General features: G+C 59.3%; 15 protein-coding genes and 3 pseudogenes. 4 read left to right on the top strand and 14 right to left on the bottom strand.

All coding sequences use genetic code 11. From position 1 onward, the window contains the following. Positions 1-351 precede the first annotated feature (351 nt). The 4 genes from GWE18_RS39770 to trpD form a co-directional block, all read right to left on the bottom strand. Positions 352-939 carry a flavin reductase family protein gene (locus tag GWE18_RS39770; RefSeq protein WP_275190987.1) on the bottom strand — a complete coding sequence of 196 codons (588 nt, stop codon included), beginning with the start codon at positions 937-939 and terminating at the stop codon, positions 352-354. 301 nt (positions 940-1,240) lie between these two features. Next, complete coding sequence (locus tag GWE18_RS39775; protein WP_108521541.1) at positions 1,241-1,480, bottom strand: hypothetical protein; 240 nt, start codon at positions 1,478-1,480, stop codon at positions 1,241-1,243. Positions 1,481-1,970: 490 nt separating this feature from the next. Further along, on the bottom strand, positions 1,971-2,789 hold the full coding sequence (gene trpC / locus GWE18_RS39780) for an indole-3-glycerol phosphate synthase TrpC (RefSeq protein WP_275190988.1): 819 nt from the start codon (positions 2,787-2,789) through the stop codon (positions 1,971-1,973). Between the two features lie 15 nt (positions 2,790-2,804). Next, positions 2,805-3,818, bottom strand: a complete 1,014-nt coding sequence (trpD, locus tag GWE18_RS39785; protein ID WP_275190989.1) for an anthranilate phosphoribosyltransferase — start codon at positions 3,816-3,818, stop codon at positions 2,805-2,807. Positions 3,819-4,266: 448 nt separating this feature from the next. On the opposite strand from trpD, the gene GWE18_RS39790 reads away from it, so the two are divergent. Further along, on the top strand, positions 4,267-4,476 hold the full coding sequence (locus GWE18_RS39790; RefSeq protein WP_275190990.1) for a hypothetical protein: 210 nt from the start codon (positions 4,267-4,269) through the stop codon (positions 4,474-4,476). A gap of 1,013 nt (positions 4,477-5,489) precedes the next feature. On the opposite strand, the gene GWE18_RS39795 is transcribed toward GWE18_RS39790, so the two are convergent. From GWE18_RS39795 to GWE18_RS39840, 10 genes and pseudogenes are all read right to left on the bottom strand, one after another. Continuing rightward, the gene (locus GWE18_RS39795; protein WP_275190991.1) at positions 5,490-5,675 is read right to left on the bottom strand and encodes a hypothetical protein; all 186 of its coding nucleotides are present in this window, start codon (positions 5,673-5,675) and stop codon (positions 5,490-5,492) included. Positions 5,676-5,915: 240 nt separating this feature from the next. Then, a complete protein-coding gene (locus tag GWE18_RS39800; RefSeq protein WP_275190992.1) occupies positions 5,916-6,098 on the bottom strand; it encodes a hypothetical protein in 183 nt (60 codons plus the stop codon). An 857-nt stretch (positions 6,099-6,955) separates the two neighbouring features. Further along, complete coding sequence (locus GWE18_RS39805; protein ID WP_275190993.1) at positions 6,956-7,477, bottom strand: carboxyl transferase domain-containing protein; 522 nt, start codon at positions 7,475-7,477, stop codon at positions 6,956-6,958. A gap of 430 nt (positions 7,478-7,907) precedes the next feature. Further along, positions 7,908-8,148, bottom strand: a pseudogene (locus GWE18_RS42435) (hypothetical protein); the annotation flags it as partial. After that, positions 8,031-8,495, bottom strand: a pseudogene (locus GWE18_RS39815) (carboxyl transferase domain-containing protein); the annotation flags it as partial. The pseudogenes GWE18_RS42435 and GWE18_RS39815, both read right to left, overlap by 118 nt. Positions 8,496-8,880: 385 nt before the next feature. Continuing rightward, a complete protein-coding gene (locus GWE18_RS39820; protein ID WP_342804341.1) occupies positions 8,881-9,678 on the bottom strand; it encodes a hypothetical protein in 798 nt (265 codons plus the stop codon). Then, positions 9,579-9,806: a hypothetical protein gene (locus GWE18_RS39825; RefSeq protein ID WP_342804340.1), complete on the bottom strand. Its 228-nt coding sequence runs from the start codon at positions 9,804-9,806 to the stop codon at positions 9,579-9,581. The genes GWE18_RS39820 and GWE18_RS39825 overlap by 100 nt, the downstream gene beginning before the upstream one ends. Beyond that, positions 9,807-10,241: a biotin carboxylase N-terminal domain-containing protein gene (locus GWE18_RS39830; protein ID WP_275191000.1), complete on the bottom strand. Its 435-nt coding sequence runs from the start codon at positions 10,239-10,241 to the stop codon at positions 9,807-9,809. Then, entirely contained in the window at positions 10,154-10,375 is a 222-nt protein-coding gene (locus GWE18_RS39835; protein WP_275190994.1) for a hypothetical protein, read from the bottom strand. The genes GWE18_RS39830 and GWE18_RS39835 overlap by 88 nt, the downstream gene beginning before the upstream one ends. 213 nt (positions 10,376-10,588) lie before the next feature. After that, the gene (locus GWE18_RS39840; RefSeq protein WP_213255929.1) at positions 10,589-10,891 is read right to left on the bottom strand and encodes an SOS response transcriptional repressor; all 303 of its coding nucleotides are present in this window, start codon (positions 10,889-10,891) and stop codon (positions 10,589-10,591) included. 37 nt (positions 10,892-10,928) lie between these two features. On the opposite strand from GWE18_RS39840, the gene GWE18_RS39845 reads away from it, so the two are divergent. The 3 genes and pseudogenes from GWE18_RS39845 to GWE18_RS39855 form a co-directional block, all read left to right on the top strand. Beyond that, positions 10,929-12,045, top strand: a protein-coding gene (locus GWE18_RS39845) for an IS630 family transposase (RefSeq protein WP_275190995.1) whose coding sequence is annotated in 2 segments (ribosomal slippage) — positions 10,929-11,876 and positions 11,878-12,045 — 1,116 coding nt in all. Because the reading frame shifts where the segments join, the coding sequence is not laid out codon by codon here. Between the two features lie 2,260 nt (positions 12,046-14,305). After that, positions 14,306-14,401, top strand: a pseudogene (locus tag GWE18_RS39850) (NUDIX hydrolase); the annotation flags it as partial. Positions 14,402-14,864: 463 nt separating this feature from the next. Continuing rightward, positions 14,865-15,959 (top strand): pitrilysin family protein (locus tag GWE18_RS39855; RefSeq protein ID WP_275190996.1); only part of this gene is annotated, 1,095 nt, incomplete at its 3' end.

Raw genomic sequence — 15,959 nt, forward strand, 5'->3', positions numbered from 1 at the left:
GGATGCGAGCTGCTTCGGATCTTTCTGATCAGAACCTTCTTTCGATGTGTGCGCGAATTGCATTTACTTTAGCGTCAATCCAGCCGCGCTCGCGCGCGCTTGCGACCATCTTGGCGTAGGCTGCTTCCCAGGTTTTGTTGTCCTTGGGGCAGCCAGGCAGGATAGGCACTAAATAGGCATCAGCGCATTGTCGTGGTCAACGAGCGTGATCCCTTTCAAGTCTGAAGGCTTAGCGGCATACGGGCCCTTCAAGACGAGCTTAAACCCGCAAAAATCGAAGGGCTCCGCCATTTGCACTCCCCTCTCGGGCAAGTATTCTATCATCATAACTCGGCTCCTTCATTGTGGCTCTCAACATAGCCTTAGCCGTAGGGTGTCGTTACGAATAGCGACATTGCGGTGAAAACCTGCACTCAGCCGTACAGTAACGTTCGAAGTTCGCCACGGAAGTTGATGAGTGGATTGCCTTGAGCTGATCGCGTCGCGACAATCCGGCCGATAAAGATCCCCATGGGTGCCGACGAGTTGGTGGTGATGCAAGACGCATTCGAGCACACAAACTGCGCTTTGCAGAACCGGTACGTCAAGAACGCCCTGATCCCATGGCGCTGTATCGAAACGGTGGACAGCGTTTGCGCCATGCCGGCCGGCGAAACGCAGTGCGAGGTCCTGCTGATTGCCTCCGAGAAGACTCACGCCAAAAGTGCCGTTGGTGAGTATCGCGTCGTGAGTTTCGGAACTGGCATTAATGCAGACCAGCAGGCAGGGCGGGTCCATGCAGATCGAAGTAATAGAACTGACCGTTAACCCTCGCCGTCGGACGGCCGTTCCGGTCGCTACAATGGAGACGCCGCTCGCCAGATTTCGCATGGCTTGGCGAAACTCGATCGCCTCGATGGACTGAATATCGCTGATCCGGGGAGGCGATTGGCAGCTCATGGCCCAGCTCCGGAGTGGCGTTTGACCTCGAACTTTTGAACTATGCGGAGATTGCGTTGGTCGCGACTCTCGAACTTGCTTCCGCGCAGTGCGGGTTTGATCTCACCGATAATCTGACTGCTCCACAGCATGATCTGGCGATGCGGCTGAACACAATCGGTGGCTCCGCTTGGATGATAGCGTTCAGCGTGCCTTTGCGTCAGATCGAATACGTTCCGCGTCCTCGTCGCGTAGCGACAGCGAAGGCGGCCCGTACGTCCGAAGGGCTGGCGGTCCGTGATCTGTCTGCGCGTGGCGTCATTCACTGCGAATCGTTCCTCGGTGGTGATATGGGCATGGCCGCCGCGCCGCTTTGTTTTCCGATACTGTTGAAAAGGCGCTCTTTCCCGAAGAGAAGACGCTCATCCAGCGTCGCGTGCAACGAAAGCCGCAGCTCGGGCGAGATCGAGTCATCTGTATCGATTACCTCACGAAACTTACGAAACATGAGTTCGATCGTTGCGATCGATCCGAGTACCGTGATCGTCCGCCAAGACATCATTGTTTGTCTCCTTCGCGGTACCGCGAAGCGCGAGTCCCCGAGTCGCCTGTCTTTTCGACGATCTCCGTGGTGCGCTTCGCACCGGCTCTGGCAATCTGAGTGACCGTCGATCTTTCAGGCGCCGCCCTAGCCTCGATTAGCTCAGCAAGATTGATACGGTACGCATCCTGCAGCCTGATAAGCGCTTTGCTCCGAGCATAGACTGCCCTCATCCGCCTCGAGTTGTGAAAACTTTCCATGATTTTGCTCTTACCGTCTCAGGCTAATGCACCGCTATTTCGTGCAAACGGTGCATTTCGCCTCACCATCACCGGCCGCACTTCTCGGCCGTCGTCAAATGCAGGGGAGACCCACCGGCTCGGTGCTGATTGAGTTGCGCGGACCTTCTGGATGCTGACTAACCGTCGCCAACAGCGGCGACACCTCACTATCGTTTGCGGCGAGCCGTATTCTTAGCGAAGCGAGCTCGGCTTGGAGGCTTCGCGCGCCATCACTGCACTCCGGTCGAAACCGCCGCCTCGCGCGAGAGCAGCGCGCGGGTCGCCGCCGTCACGTCAGCCTGCCGCATCAGACTTTCTCCGACCAGGAAGGTCGAAATGCAAAGCCGCGAAAGACGCAGAACATCGCCCGGGGCGCAGATACCGCTTTCGCCGACGATCAGGCGATTCTTCGGTATGAGCGGCGCCAGCGCCTCGCTGGTCGTAAGCGTGGTCTCGAAGGTGCGCAGGTTGCGGTTGTTGATGCCGATCATCGGCGAGCGAAGTTTTAGCGCCCGATCGAGCTCGTCGCGGTCATGGATCTCGATCAGCACATCCATGCCATGGGCCAGGGCCGCAGCCTCGATCTCGCGAGCGGTTTCGTCGTCGAGCGCCGCCATGATGATCAGGATGCAGTCGGCCCCCTGAGCGCGCGCTTGTACCACCTGATAGGTGTCGAACATGAAGTCCTTGCGCAGCACCGGCAGATATGTTGCAGCTCGCGCTGCCATCATGAGATCAGGGTGCCCTTGAAAGAAGGGCGTATCCGTCAGCACCGACAGGCAGGCCGCGCCGCCCGCTTCATAGGCCCTGGCAAGCGAGGGCGGATCGAAATCGCCCCGGATAAGGCCTTTGGAGGGAGAGGCCTTCTTGATCTCGGCGATCAGCGCATACTCATCTGCTGCGTGCTTGTTGCAGATGGCGGCGAGAAAACCCCGCGGGGGCGGGGCCCGCCGCGCGAGCGCTTCGACCTCTGAAAACGGCAAGGCGCGCTTGGCGGCTGCGATCTCTTCGCGCTTGTAGGCCTCGATCTTGGTCAAAATGTCGGACATCGGTCAGCTCGGCTGTCAGGCGTTAGAGATTGCGACTAGATGTTTCAATCGCGCCGCCGCGGCACCGCTATCAAGCGACTTCTGCCCAAGGGCGACGCCTTCCTTCAAGGGTTTGGCACGGCCGGCCACGATCAATGCCGCGGCCGCATTGAGAAGCGCGATATCGCGATACGGGCTTGGGGCGCCGTCGAGCACGCTTTGCAGCGCGACTGCATTGGCGTCGGCATCGCCGCCCTTCAGCCCCACGCTGCCGCAGCGGCGGAGGCCGGCCTGTTCAGGGGGCACTTCGAAGGTGCGGATCTCGCTGGTCTCAATCGAGGCAACAAAGGTCGGGCCGGTCAGGGTGATCTCATCGAGTCCGTCCGAGCCGTGCACCACCCACACTGACTCAGCGCCAAGATTCTTCAACACCTGCGCCAAGGGCAGCACCCACTGCCGCGAAAACACTCCGACTATCTGTCGCTTGACGCCGGCCGGATTGCACAGCGGTCCGAGTAGATTGAAGATGGTGCGGGTAGCGAGCTCAATCCCGGTCGGGTGAACGTGCTTCATGGCGGGATGATGGACCGGCGCAAACATGAAGCCGATGCCGGCTTCGTGCACGCAGCGAGTGACGTCTTCAGGGGTGATGTCGATCCTCACGCCGAGCGACGCCAAGACGTCGGCAGCGCCCGAGCGCGAGGACAGTGCGCGATTGCCATGTTTGGCAGCCCTCACGCCAGTATCAGCGACGATGAAAGCGGCGCAGGTCGACACGTTGACCGAGCCCGAAGCGTCGCCGCCAGTGCCGGCAATGTCGACGGGATCGTGCGGCGCACTGACTCGCAGCATCTTACTCCGCATCGCGGAAGCGGCGCCGGTAATCTCTTCCACCGTCTCGCCGCGCACCCGCAGCGCCATGAGAAGTCCACCCATCTGCGCGGGTGTGGCTTCGCCTGACATCATGCTGTCGAAAGCGGATGCCGCTTCCTCGCGGGTCAGCGTGGCGCCGCCGGCGACTTTGCCAATATTCGAGTTGAAGGCGTTCATCGTGCTTTCGAACGTGCTAGCTGTTGCTAGTGGCAGCGGTTGCGTGGGCGAAGGCGACCTCGTTGATCAATGAGCCGATCCCGATGGTCCAGCTTGGTCACGAGGGCGGGGGGCCGCTTGTCGCACAACATGCTTGAAGACTCTCTTTTGGCTCTTCTCTCGTCCGATGCGAACTCGACAAACGGCACGATCTCGCAGCTTTCCGGCTTCATCAGTGGGAAGTCAATTCGAATATGCGTCAGTTCCAAGCCTGAAATCATGTGCACGGCAACCCCGCTGCCGCGTTAGCCGATAACCATTGCTTGCGTGGTGTAGGTTTGGTCATAATTGGTTTCCAAGCCTACAACCTGACGCAGCGTAAGGTTCAACCCCCTTCAGTGGCTTGGCTGAACATTATTCCAGTATTCCATTGTGCCGCTTCCTGAGGTACGAGGAAACAAGCGGCCAAATGCAGGCCGCCGCCATCGTGGAAAACCCGTCCCAGCGCCGTCTGACTGATATGAGAACACTCACCGCGGGCGTTCCAGACAGACGTGCTCAAGATCCCTATGGGCGCAAAGAAGAAGAATTGAAAAACGGCAGCCCGATACGTGCCCCAGCCGACTTGTTCTGCAATGCCGACGTTTATTGCACCCAAGCGACGCGCGCGGTGAGGTGAGCGGAGCCGACATCGCGACATTGCAGATCCCGCCGCAACTCCTAGCCGCGTCCACGTGATTGCACGAAGCGGCGGATAGAGCATGTCGTCCAATGTGGATAGATGCGGTTCAGAGTCCCGAGCTTATGCACTATTCTTGATTGTGGCCTCCTCGAGTGCTCGCCGTACTGCGGCGCAAGAGGTTGCGGTCCGGAAATAGTTAGCTAAACGCACATCGTGCCGCCTCGATGCCACTCGCTCGACCTGCCGCTTCAGATCGGCCATAACGGCGTGAAGCCCGCATGACGATCAGGCACCGCCTCACAGTCCCGCGTTTTCCGGAGCCGGGGATACAGGGTGGGCGGGCACGGAATGGCAGGGCCCATGCGCAGGTCTCCCATTGTTTTTAAGGTGCGGACGATCGTTAGACCAGCATTCTCAAGGGCATCCAGGATAAGCCGGCGGGTCGGTTGGTGTTCGCCGGTCAGGGCGCCGTACGCCTCCTCGCGCTCAGCGAGCTTGTGCTCAGTATATTCGCCGCAGACATTGCAGGATCATCGGTCGACCGCTCCAGGGATCATGCGATGCGATTTCGCACCAGTTATCGGAGTTGCATTTCGGACACTGCATGGGCGGGGGCTCCTGGCGGGTTCTCAGCTCGCGGGCACTTGGGCAGCTTACCTCTGCAGAAGCATCGGGGGGTGTGGAGCTCGTCTCGGACATTCCAAAAGCGAATAAAGCTAGCGAGGCCAGCGCGGAAGAAAGCGAACAGACGTGGCAAACGCGCGCGGTCTTTGCAGCGCGCAAGCGGCGTGCCTTTTGGATCCTTGGTGGCTCACAAGTACTGAGCCTCGAAACCGCCCTTTCAGCTGCGGCGCAGGCGAACATTGCGAGCAAAGCGAGCGCGGCCCCCAACGCAAAGGACAGCGTTGCTGAGGCGAGGGCGCCGATAAGGCTCGGATCGATTGTGGCTCTGGTTGATATACGTTCGAGGAACGCCAAGACTGCAAGCGCAGCTCCACAGTTGATCAATATCAGAGCGCAAAGCGCAAACGGGACCGAATCGAGGCTGCCCTTTTGACAAAGCTGCGAAGTCCGCCGTTGTGAAGGGCGCGCTGAGTATCTTCGCGGTTCGGGCCGTGATGCCATTTTCCATCTTTTACCACCTGCTCGCGACCCGAGTGTTCTTCAAGCGCTATTTGTTTGTTGGCATTGTCCACTAAGTGTACTCCTGGACCCGCTCGGGGGGCGACGAAAACATCGATTCGGCCGCGCGCGAAGAGCGAATCCGGCCTAAGGCGATAGCCCGGTTGCGTGTTTGCGACAGCACATCGCGTTCGTTCAACGACATATCGGCATCCGATACTCATAGATCATCATTTGCGTGATGACGTCGTACGGGCACAGACCATTTCTGAAACCGTTCGCAGTGCTGCGTGAGGTTGCCAGACTTCAGCGGCTCACTGGTCCCCACCGAAACTGGTTTGAAGCCCATCTCTTCTAGCTGCTTCGAGAGTGTTGAAGATGGGCACATTGAAACCGGATCCGCCTGTCCTCAGATGAACTGACAACAACGCCGCCACGATTGCGATTAAAACCGTGGAGAGCGCCATCGATACCTCGCCGGTATTCGCCAGCAGCAAGCCAGCGATCCCTCACCAATGCTAGCGTTCGAGCTGCGTCATCCAAGGCGATGATGGGAGTTGTCATCAATCAAACGGCGGCTTCTGGGTGGCATTCAATCCCTCGCTTCAACGGGACGGTGTTTGTTCTGCAGTACGGGACGACGGACCGGAATCGTGGTGGTGCGGTCAGGAATCCATCAGGGGGCACACGGATATTCCTATGACGCCCAGCGATCTGTTACGGCGCCGATCATCGGGGATGCGCGGATTACTCTGCTCTGCTTCTGACTGTCCTCTGTATCTTGCTCTGGTAGTTTCGGTGAAACGCTTTCGCGCTCACCCTGGTCTTCCTCGCCGCAATCCTGCTCGCGATGATCTCTCCGGTCTTGTGCGACCCGTTAAGGGACGCACGCACCGCTCCGACCGCACCGCAGTCGTTGTAATCGGCGTCGATGTGCGACGGCGCGCCGAGGCTGGACATTTCTTTCGGCTTGCCGCGCCTGATCTGTGTGGGCGAACGCGATGCATGGTGACGTTGATCGAGCGGATGCCGGCAAGGAAGCGGCCGCTGGCTTCGAGCTCGGGGCCAGCGTGCGCCGCGCGCGTCAGCGCGAGCAACGCCGCGGCGAAGGTAATGCGTTTCACTTGTCTTCCTTTCCGTTCGGTGTGGAGGTAGACCGGCCGCCGATTTGAAGCCAGCCAGATCGAGGGACGGGTATAATCGGCGCCTTGCGCTTTGCGATTATCGCGCCGACTTCCATTTCATGTGCGGCTGGATCGCGCTGCTCTACCTCGATGATCCCGCCAAGGCGGCCCTGATCCGATCGCTACATTCTGAACACGCCGTAATGTGGCGCCTCAATCGGTGTATTGAGCTAAGCGCTCAGGACGACTGCGAGCGCGTTTCTGGTGTCGACAGGATCAAGAATGCCGTCGTCCCAGATTTCGGAGGTTGCATAACAGGCGCTCGATCGTTCCCGATACTCTTCCAGAATCGGCTCTCGAATAGCTGCCAACTCCTGCTCAGACAGGCGTCCACCCTCGCGGGTTAATTGTCTTGCCTTGACATGGGTGAGCACGCCTGCTGCTTGCTCTGCACCCATCGCAGAAATCTGAGACTGCGGCCAGGTGAATATAAAGCGTGGATCGAAAGCCCGCCCGGCCATAGCGAACGTCCCCGCTCCGTAGGAGCCATTGCAAACGACCGTGAACTTGGGCACCGACGCCCCAGAGACGGCCATGATCAGCTTGGCGCCATCCTTGGTGATGCCGCGCCGTTCGTATTCGCCGCCGACCATGAAACCCGTGATATTCTGCAGAAAGAGCAGGGGCGTTCGGTTCTTGTCGCACAATTGGATGAAGTGAGCGCCCTTCAGCGCACTGTCGCTGAACAGCACACATTGTTTGCAATAACCCCGATCTGATATCCATAAAGCCGCGCGAAGCCGCACACCAGAGACTCGCCATAGAGAGACTGGTATTCGTGGACCGGGTGCCATCCACCAGACGGGTGATGATCTCCCGCATGTCGAACTGCACTCGAGGATCCCTGGGAATGATGCCGTAGAGTTCGGACGCGTCGTACGCCGGCGGTTCAGGAGAGACTCGATCCATCGAGGCTTTCGTGGCACGATTGAAGCGAGCGACATGTCCCGTGCGATGGCAATCGCGTGGATCTCGGAGCTTGCGAAATAGTCACTCGTCCCAGACACGCTGGTATGCATATGAGCGCCACCAAGCTCTTCGGCGGATACCGTCTCGCCCGTGGCGGTTTCATGACCGGGGGGCCTCCTAGAAAAATCGCGCCCGTTCCCTCCACGATGATGTTGTAGTCGCTAAGCGCCGGAACGTACGCCCCTCCCGCGGTGCAATGACCCATTGCGATGGCGACTTTGAGAGAATGGACTGATTGCGGAAGAGTCGACCCGCGTAGTATCGATCCGCGAAGAACTCCGCCTGCAAAGGCAGGAAACCACCAGCACAGTCGCACAGATGAACCACTGGCAGACAGTTCTCGATCGCTATGTCCAAGGCCCGCACGATCTTCGTGACAGACAACGGATACCATGCGCCGCCCTTCACGCTGGCGTCATCCGCGTGAACAATGACCTCGCGACCCGCTACGATGCCGATGCCGACGACCTGCGCAGCGCCAGGCACCTCGCCGTCGTAAGCCTTGTTAGCGGCTAGCGTCGAAAGCTCGAGGAACGGAGTTTCTGGATCGGGCAAAGCCTCGATCCGATCACGTACAAACAACTTGTTTTGCCGATGCAGGCGCTCAAGGTCTCGTTCAGGACGGTTGAAGCGGACGACACGTTGTCGTTCCTTCAATTCGGCCGCAAGTCGTCTATTGTGGAGTTCGTTGAGGCGGAATTCGTGAGATTTGACATCCGCTGCAGAAGCGATCCGCTGCATCTCAACGCCCTTCCTCTGAGAGCGTAACCAGCACTGCGCCTCGCTCGAAGCTCTCGCCTCCGTTGAAGTGAATTCGGTCGATCACGCCGTCCCGTGGAGAGCGTATGATGGTTTCCAACTTCATGCTCTCGATTTTCATCAGCGCCGTGCCTGCGGAAACGGGTTGACCAGGCGAAACGCTGGTCGTAACGACGAGACCCGGCATTGGCGCGCTGGCCAGGAGATGATCTGCCTCATTATTCGCGCAAGCGAGCGTTCTCAACGGGTCGCGGTAGTGCAAAATGCGCGTCCTGCCGCGGATGTGCACGTGAATAACCTCGCCGTCGATGGCGAACCTGACCGGTTCGCTTTCGCCAGCGATGGTAAGGACGCCGCAAACGTCGCCTTACTGGGAGAACACGATTGGGCCAATCACTTTGTTACTCAAGAGAAGGCGATAGCCCTGTTGGCAACGTGAAAGCGATAACTGATAATCTACGCCATCAACTTCAAAATAGTGTTTCACGTCAGTTTCTCCAGCTGCCCAGCGCTGCGTGAAGCTCGGGCACGGCATCTGTCCATTCGCGGATAGTCTCGTCAGGAGGGCGGCTGTGGCGAGGAAGGCAGATAAGTCGGACGCAGGCTCGGCCGATGCGATGTGCGGATTTTCCTCAAGATATCCCGTATGGACGTGTCCGCTCAGAAATGCCTCGTCGCGGAGGATACGTGTGAGAAAGTTTGCATTTGTCTCGCAGCCGAGAAGCACCAGCTCCCGCATCGCGCGATGGGCCTTCAGCGCAGCCTCAATGCGCGTCGGCGAATGCGCGATGATCTTTGCGAGCATGGGATCGAACGCTGTCGTGATCTGCTGGCCTTGCAAGATGCCGCTGTCGATCCGTGCGCCGTCGCCGTCCGGGTACTCAAGAACAAGTACCTTACCAGTCGTCGGAACATATCCACGTTCCGGGGCTTCCGCATACAGTCTAGCCTCATTGGACTGCGAAAATCCAAGTTCGCGGCCCGCGGCGACATAGATCTGTTGAGCAACAAGATCGATGCCGGTGATCATCTCGGTCACAGTATGCTCGACTTGCAGACGCGTATTCATCCCAAGAAAATAGAACTCTCCACCGTCAAAGATGAATTCGACAGTGCCTGCGTTTCGATAGTTGGCGGCGCGCGCGATGCTGGCGGCGTTTCGCAGACCCGCTTGCGCAACTCTGGCGACAGTGCGGGCGACGGCGCCTCCTCGATGATCTTCTGGAACCGGCGCTGCACCGAGCACTCTCGCTCAAAGAGATGGACCACGTTTCCGAAGGAGTCGCCGAGCACCTATACTTCGATGTGCCGCGGGTTTTCGACATATCGTTCGACGTAAAGCCGGCCATCGCCGAAGTACCTCTGCCCCTCACTGCGCGCCTGCGCAATCGCGTCCTCCAGGGTAGCGAGGTCGCGTACGATCCGCATGCCCTTGCCGCCACCGCCCGCCGATGGTTTCACCAGCAAAGGAACTCCTACAGCTCGCGCCCTGAATGTGAATGTCGCTGGATCATCTTCTTCGATCGCCGAAGGTGCGACCGGAAAACCGTTCCGCTGAACGAAGTTGTGGGCCCGGATTTTATCGCCCATCAGTTCTATGCTTTCAGGGGCGGGCCCGATGAACGCAATGCCCGCCTTTATCACGGCCCTGGCGAACTCAGCATTCTCGGAGACAAATCCATAACCCGGATGAAGGGCGTCGGCGCTCGCCTTGTGGGCAGCAGCGATGGCGCGATATCGAGATAGGCAGCTATTGGCGTGCGACCGCTGATGGCAATCGCCGTGTCAGCCATGGAGACAGCCGGCGTCCCCGCATCGGCATCGTGGTAGACAATTGCAGAGCGAAGCCCCAGCCTTCGCAAAGTCTTGATGATTCGTACGGCAATCTCGCCTCTGTTGGCGATCAGAATGGTGGAAGGGTAACTTATGCATTTCGCCTATTCGTCCAAGCAAGTGCCCGATGCCGGGAGTTCCGTCAGTCGCAAGCGGTTGGTGCCGCCTCAATTGCCCGCGCCCTTTCATCTGTCCCCATCCAGCGTTGCCGTCCTGGAATTCAGCCGGGGACTAGTACCTCGTCACAATGGTTCTGACTGGTTGATTCCGAGCCAATCTAAGATGGGCAGGTCTTCCGGAGGCACGAGGATTTGGATGCTTCGGGCGATGCCGGGTTGACGGCTGATGAGACCATTTCGTTCGAGCGTCACGATCATCTGGTGTACCGAGGGCGGACTGACTTGAAAGTGGCGCTGCATGTCGGCCTCGGCGGGCGGGCGCCGGAACATGTGGGCGTAGGTGTAGATGAAAGCCAGGTACTGGCCTTGCTTTTCCGTGAAGCCTTGAGCGCTGAGGCTGCGCGCGGCGCCTGATTTTCGATTCATTTGTCGATTCGTCCGGTCCTCCAACAGGGAGGTCGGGATGAATGTACGTTATCGGGTCGAACTGAGCCAAGCCGAACGCAGTGAACTCACCGCGATGTTGAGCAAGGGCAAACGGGCCGCCCGCAAACTCAAGCGCGCCCAGATATTGCTGGCAGCCAATGCCGGCTGCAGCGATGAAGAAATTGCGCGCACGGTAGCGGTGAGCGGTTCCACCGTGTACCGGACCAAGCGGCGTTTCGTGGAAGGCAATCTGGAGCGGGCGCTGAGCGAGGAGCCGCGTCCTGGGGCGGAGCGCAAGCTCACCGGCAAGGAGGAAGCCCTGTTGGTGGCCACCGCCTGCGCGAGTCCCCCGGAGGGCCGCGCTCGCTGGACGCTGGAGCTTTTGGCCGGGGCGATAGTCAATCTCACCGATCACGAGAGCCTGTCAGGCGAGACGGTGCGCCGGCGGCTGGCCGCAAACGGTCTTAAGCCCTGGCGCAAGGATATGTGGTGCATTCCAAAGGTCGACGGCGAATACGTCGCCCGTATGGAAGACGTGCTCGACCTCTATGCCGAGGCGCCCGATCCCGACCGACCGGTGGTCTGCTTCGACGAGAGCCCGGTCCAGCTCATCGGCGAGGTTCGCCAGCCGATCCCACCCGAACCGGGCCAGCTCGAACGCTACGATTGCGAGTACCGCCGCAACGGCACCGTCAATCTCTTCGTCTGCATCGACGTCCATTGCCCTTGGCGCAAGGTCAAGGTCGCCGAGCGGCGGACGGCAGTAGACTACGCCCACTGCATGCGCGAACTCGTCGATGTCCATTATCCCGACGCCGCGTGCATCCGGGTGGTGCAGGATAATCTGTCGATCCACTCCGTAGGCGCCCTCTATGAGGCATTCGCACCCGCCGAAGCCCGACGGATTCTGCGCCGCCTGGAGTTCCACTACACCCCCAAGCATGCCAGTTGGCTCAACATGGTCGAGATCGAGATCGGCGTGCTCCGCGGGCCAGTGCCTGGACCGCAGAAACGACGACCCACACTGGCTCCGCCGCGACGCCTGGGAACGACAACGAAACGCCGCCGGCGCTCGCATCAATTGGATGTTCACAACCGACAAAGCTCGCGCCAAAATGGGCCGCGCCTATCCCGTCGCTGCCAAAGAGTCATAATCACTGTGACGAGGTACTAGTCTCGAAGCGCGGGCGATCGAAGGCGCCGGCCTATTGGCGCTGGCTCATTTCGAGCCTTCCTTTCCTTTGGCAGAGTCTCGAACTGATATCACGTAGCGACATTGGTCACTCAGGTTTGTGAACTTGGCTCTGAGACAGGCAGTAATGGCGCCTGCATCAGGTATGTGGCTGCCACAAAAGCGAAACACGTCCGGAGTGCAAGCCTCTCGCTCCTCCGGTGTCGCCGGCCGATCTCGCGCACCCGCCTGTTCGGTGCATAGAGCTGTTGTCGTCACAACAGCAACAGCAAGTGCTGTTGCACAGCGGTGTGCTTTGAAGAACCAAGACCCATGCGTTCGCTGCTTTTGATTCACGATATCCTCTTCAAGTCGATACATCCTGCGGTATTGTTCGTCCTGCGCGAAGCGCAGTATGACCTGTCTACCGGGAAACAGGCCGGAACCATTCAAAGCATTGACGGCCGCGGAAGCGCACATTGCGTATCTGTACACCCATCGCAGCGGTGCCTCGGTCGCTTAGTCGTGAGATACCGTAATTTTCCGAGCGCGAGGAGGCGGCTAACAACCCGCCAGTCGGCCGATACTCAGAGCCGCCAAGCAGGGCGAAACAACGATTGCGGCCCGGCTAGACGAAAGAAGTTACGATAGCGGTAAGGTATACCCCGCCAGCAATTTCGGCATTCAGCTACGTCCAACACGCCCCCGAAGCTGCACCTGGTTGGGGAGTGCGAACCATTATCGGCCTGTAACAGCTGGGGCCATCACCCACATGGTCCGTTCTCGCGACCTGCATTCCACCTCTTGCGAGGAGCGGCACGCGTGACATCGGAGATCGGGATTGTGCCAAATGCTTCGTCCTGTTCCGGCTGCAACTTGGCCAGTTCGCCATGCGCTCCATAGATCACTTCGCTTTCGGGGGAGTGCTCGAGGATCGTGACGGGCCCTTGCGGCGTGAGCTTAAGAGTTTGGGACATTCGCAATTCTCATCACCTGGCGGGAGGCTTTTAGATGGCCTTAGGGGCGCCACCTGCTTTTAAGATCGTACAATCTAACGCTGCGTACGATTCAAGCCCCTTCGAGGACTGCTCGTGTGGATATGTCCAAACTCGTGCGCCCCCACGAGCCATCTCGCGCGAATCAGAGTGAGAGGCCTTCACTGGCGCGGAAAATCTCAGTTTCATTCCCATCTAGGCCGAGGGCAGCCGTGCACGTGTTAGAAGTGACAGCTCCAGCACGGCTGATCCCTCCAAGCCGGCAAGTCGGAGAGATCGAAACATTAGATTGGTTTGCGATCCCAGTCAGCGCAAATCGCGCGACGTGGTAGCAGTTCGAAGAGGGAAGAGCTTTCAAGCCCGAGATGGCGGGCGCTTTAGATGCTGCGCGTCTAAACCTTCGTCCTGGCAGAAACTTGACCGAGTGCGCTTTCGAAGGAGGTCGTGGCGGCTGGGGGTGGTATCGTGCTGGTCCGGCTGCCACCAGGTGTGTACGAGGCATGAGCAAAGCAACTCTATCAACCGCTCAATGCGTGTGCCCCGCTTCGGCTTTCTCAAGCGAATCGCGCCCCGCGGCTTCGCTCCTTCCGAGATATAGGCAATTGGGCCGAATTTGTGAATTTTGCGGGGAGGGCGGCCTACGTAATGTTGGAGGGGCTGATGTCGCATTTTCTTAATGTACGAACTGCATGCTCATTTGCATGAAACCGATAGATCCGTTCTACGATCCCAAATTCTGGCGAGGCCGTGCGGAAGCGACGCGGACCAAAGCGGTGTCGTTCGCTGAAGGCAAGTCCAGAGATAGGCTCCTTAAGATCGCCGAGGAATATGAGAAGCTAGCCCGACGCGCAGAGGAGTGGCCGACGCTTAAAGAGGATGGCGACGCAGAGCCTAATCACAGTTCCTGATGCTTCGCCGGTTCTCGACAAAATCCGTACGCATCCGGCGTAGGCCGCAGGCTGATTGTATTAGTCGGGCGGCCAGCGCTTGAGCCAAGTCGGATTTTCTTTGTGCATCCGGACGAGCTCGATCAGATTTCCGAAGTCGGTGAAGGCCATGACGCCGTGTTCGCCGGCGCCATAGACCCAGATGACGTCGACCTCGGGATTTGGTCGCTCCGGCCCCTGAAACCGGGAGGCCTATTTAGGAAATAGTCTCGCTTGCCAAACGCTTTCTCGGCATATTGATCGATCGAAACGATGATCGCTTGGCCGTGCTGGTGGCAGGCGTCGAAGCGGCCGGGTACTCCTGGTGCGGCCGCGCCGCGACAAGCTTTGGATGTTTCCTGGCGGGCGCCAGCGCGGCCACGAAACGGCGGAGCAGTGCCTCTGGCGCGAGATCAAGGCGCCAGTATGCGGCGTCGCAGGATTTAGGCAAGCGCGAGGCGGCGAGTTGTCGTGCGTTTTCGTGTGCAATGTCGTGTTCGCAACATGTTGGCAGATACCAAACAAGTGCGGCTTTGGCTTTCGGAAGAGAAAGAACGCGCGGCGCTTCGTTGTGCGTCCAGCTGCCCGCGCAGCGGTGCGCGGAAGCATTAGGCGATTGGCACGGCTTTTGCTCCATTGTTTGCCAACGGCGTGCGGCTCTCTGCTTTGTCGGGATCGGCCGTTGCAGAATGTGAATCTCGATGTGACCAAAAGGCGATGGCATGAAGAATTGTAGTTCCGTGACAACCAAGGTGCTAGGCACGGCCATTGTTGCAATGGCCTTGACGGCACCCACCGCGCTGGCGGTCGAATACAGAGCCGAATACAAAAGGGATAATAGCAGCAATCCTAGCCTCCGGGACGTTGCTGAAAACAGGAGCGTGCTTACCCAGATCACAGTCACCTCGGAACGACCAGCAAGCTTCACGCTTGCGAACGGCTTGCAGGTGGTGGTGATCCCCGATCATCGTACCCCGGTCGTGACCCAGATGATTGGGTATAAGGTCGGCTCCGCCGATGAGACGCCGGGCAAATCGGGGCTTGCGCATTTCTTCGAACACTTGATGTTCAAGGGCACAGCGAAGCATCCGCCCGGCGAATTCTCCCAGACCGTGCTGCGCGTCGGCGGCGACGAGAATGCCTTCACCTCGCCCGACTACACCGGCTATTACCAACGCGTGCCGCGCGAGCAGCTGACGAAGATGATGGAATTTGAGGCCGACCGCATGGCCGGTCTCGTTCTCCAAGATGAGAACGTGCTGTCCGAACGCGATGTTGTGCTCGAAGAATTCAACATGCGCGTTGCCAACAATCCCGATGCGCGGCTCACCGAGCAGATGATGGCGGCGCTTTACCTCAACCACCCCTACGGCCGCCCCATTATCGGCTTTCGCCAGGAGATCGAGAAGCTCGACCGCGAGGACGCGCTCGCGTTCTACAAGCGCTTCTACGCGCCGAATAACGCGATCCTGATCATCGCCGGCGACGTCGATCCCAAGGAAATCCGCCCGATGGTGGAAAAGAATTTTGGCGACATTCCTGCGCAGCCCGCGATCCCCGCGAAGCGCGTGCGGCCACAGGAGCCGCCGCCCGCGGCACCCCGCACCGTGACGCTCTCCGATCCCCGCGTCGAGCAGCCCACCTGGCGCCGCTCCTATCTCGTGCCGTCGGCTACCACTGCGGCCGCAGGCGAGAGCCCTGCGCTCGACGTGCTCGCGCAGTTGATGGGCGGCGGGATCAACTCCTATCTCTACCGCGTGCTGGTGATCGACAAGCAGCTCGCGAGCAGCACGGGCGCGAGCTACGAGGGCACCTCGCTTGATGCCTCGCAATTCATGATCTCTGTCATGCCGAAACCTGGCGTCGAATTCGCCCAGATCGAGGACGCGATCGACAAGGTGATCGCCGACCTCGCGCAAAATCCCGCGCGCGCCGAGGATCTCGAGCGCGTCAAGACCCAATTGATTGCGCAAGCG

The sequence above is a fragment of the Bradyrhizobium sp. CSA112 genome, assembly GCF_029051645.1.
In the GTDB taxonomy this organism is placed as follows: Bacteria; Pseudomonadota; Alphaproteobacteria; order Rhizobiales; family Xanthobacteraceae; genus Bradyrhizobium.

Bases quoted from the DNA above. Each gene is read 5' to 3' on its own strand.
- GWE18_RS39770 (WP_275190987.1), bottom strand. From the start codon at position 939: ATGAGCTGCCAATCGCCTCCCCGGATCAGCGATATTCAGTCCATCGAG.
- GWE18_RS39775 (WP_108521541.1), bottom strand. From the start codon at position 1,480: ATGATGTCTTGGCGGACGATCACGGTACTCGGATCGATCGCAACGATC.
- trpC (WP_275190988.1), bottom strand. From the start codon at position 2,789: ATGTCCGACATTTTGACCAAGATCGAGGCCTACAAGCGCGAAGAGATC.
- trpD (WP_275190989.1), bottom strand. From the start codon at position 3,818: ATGAACGCCTTCAACTCGAATATTGGCAAAGTCGCCGGCGGCGCCACG.
- GWE18_RS39790 (WP_275190990.1), top strand. From the start codon at position 4,267: ATGCAGGCCGCCGCCATCGTGGAAAACCCGTCCCAGCGCCGTCTGACT.
- GWE18_RS39840 (WP_213255929.1), bottom strand. From the start codon at position 10,891: ATGAATCGAAAATCAGGCGCCGCGCGCAGCCTCAGCGCTCAAGGCTTC.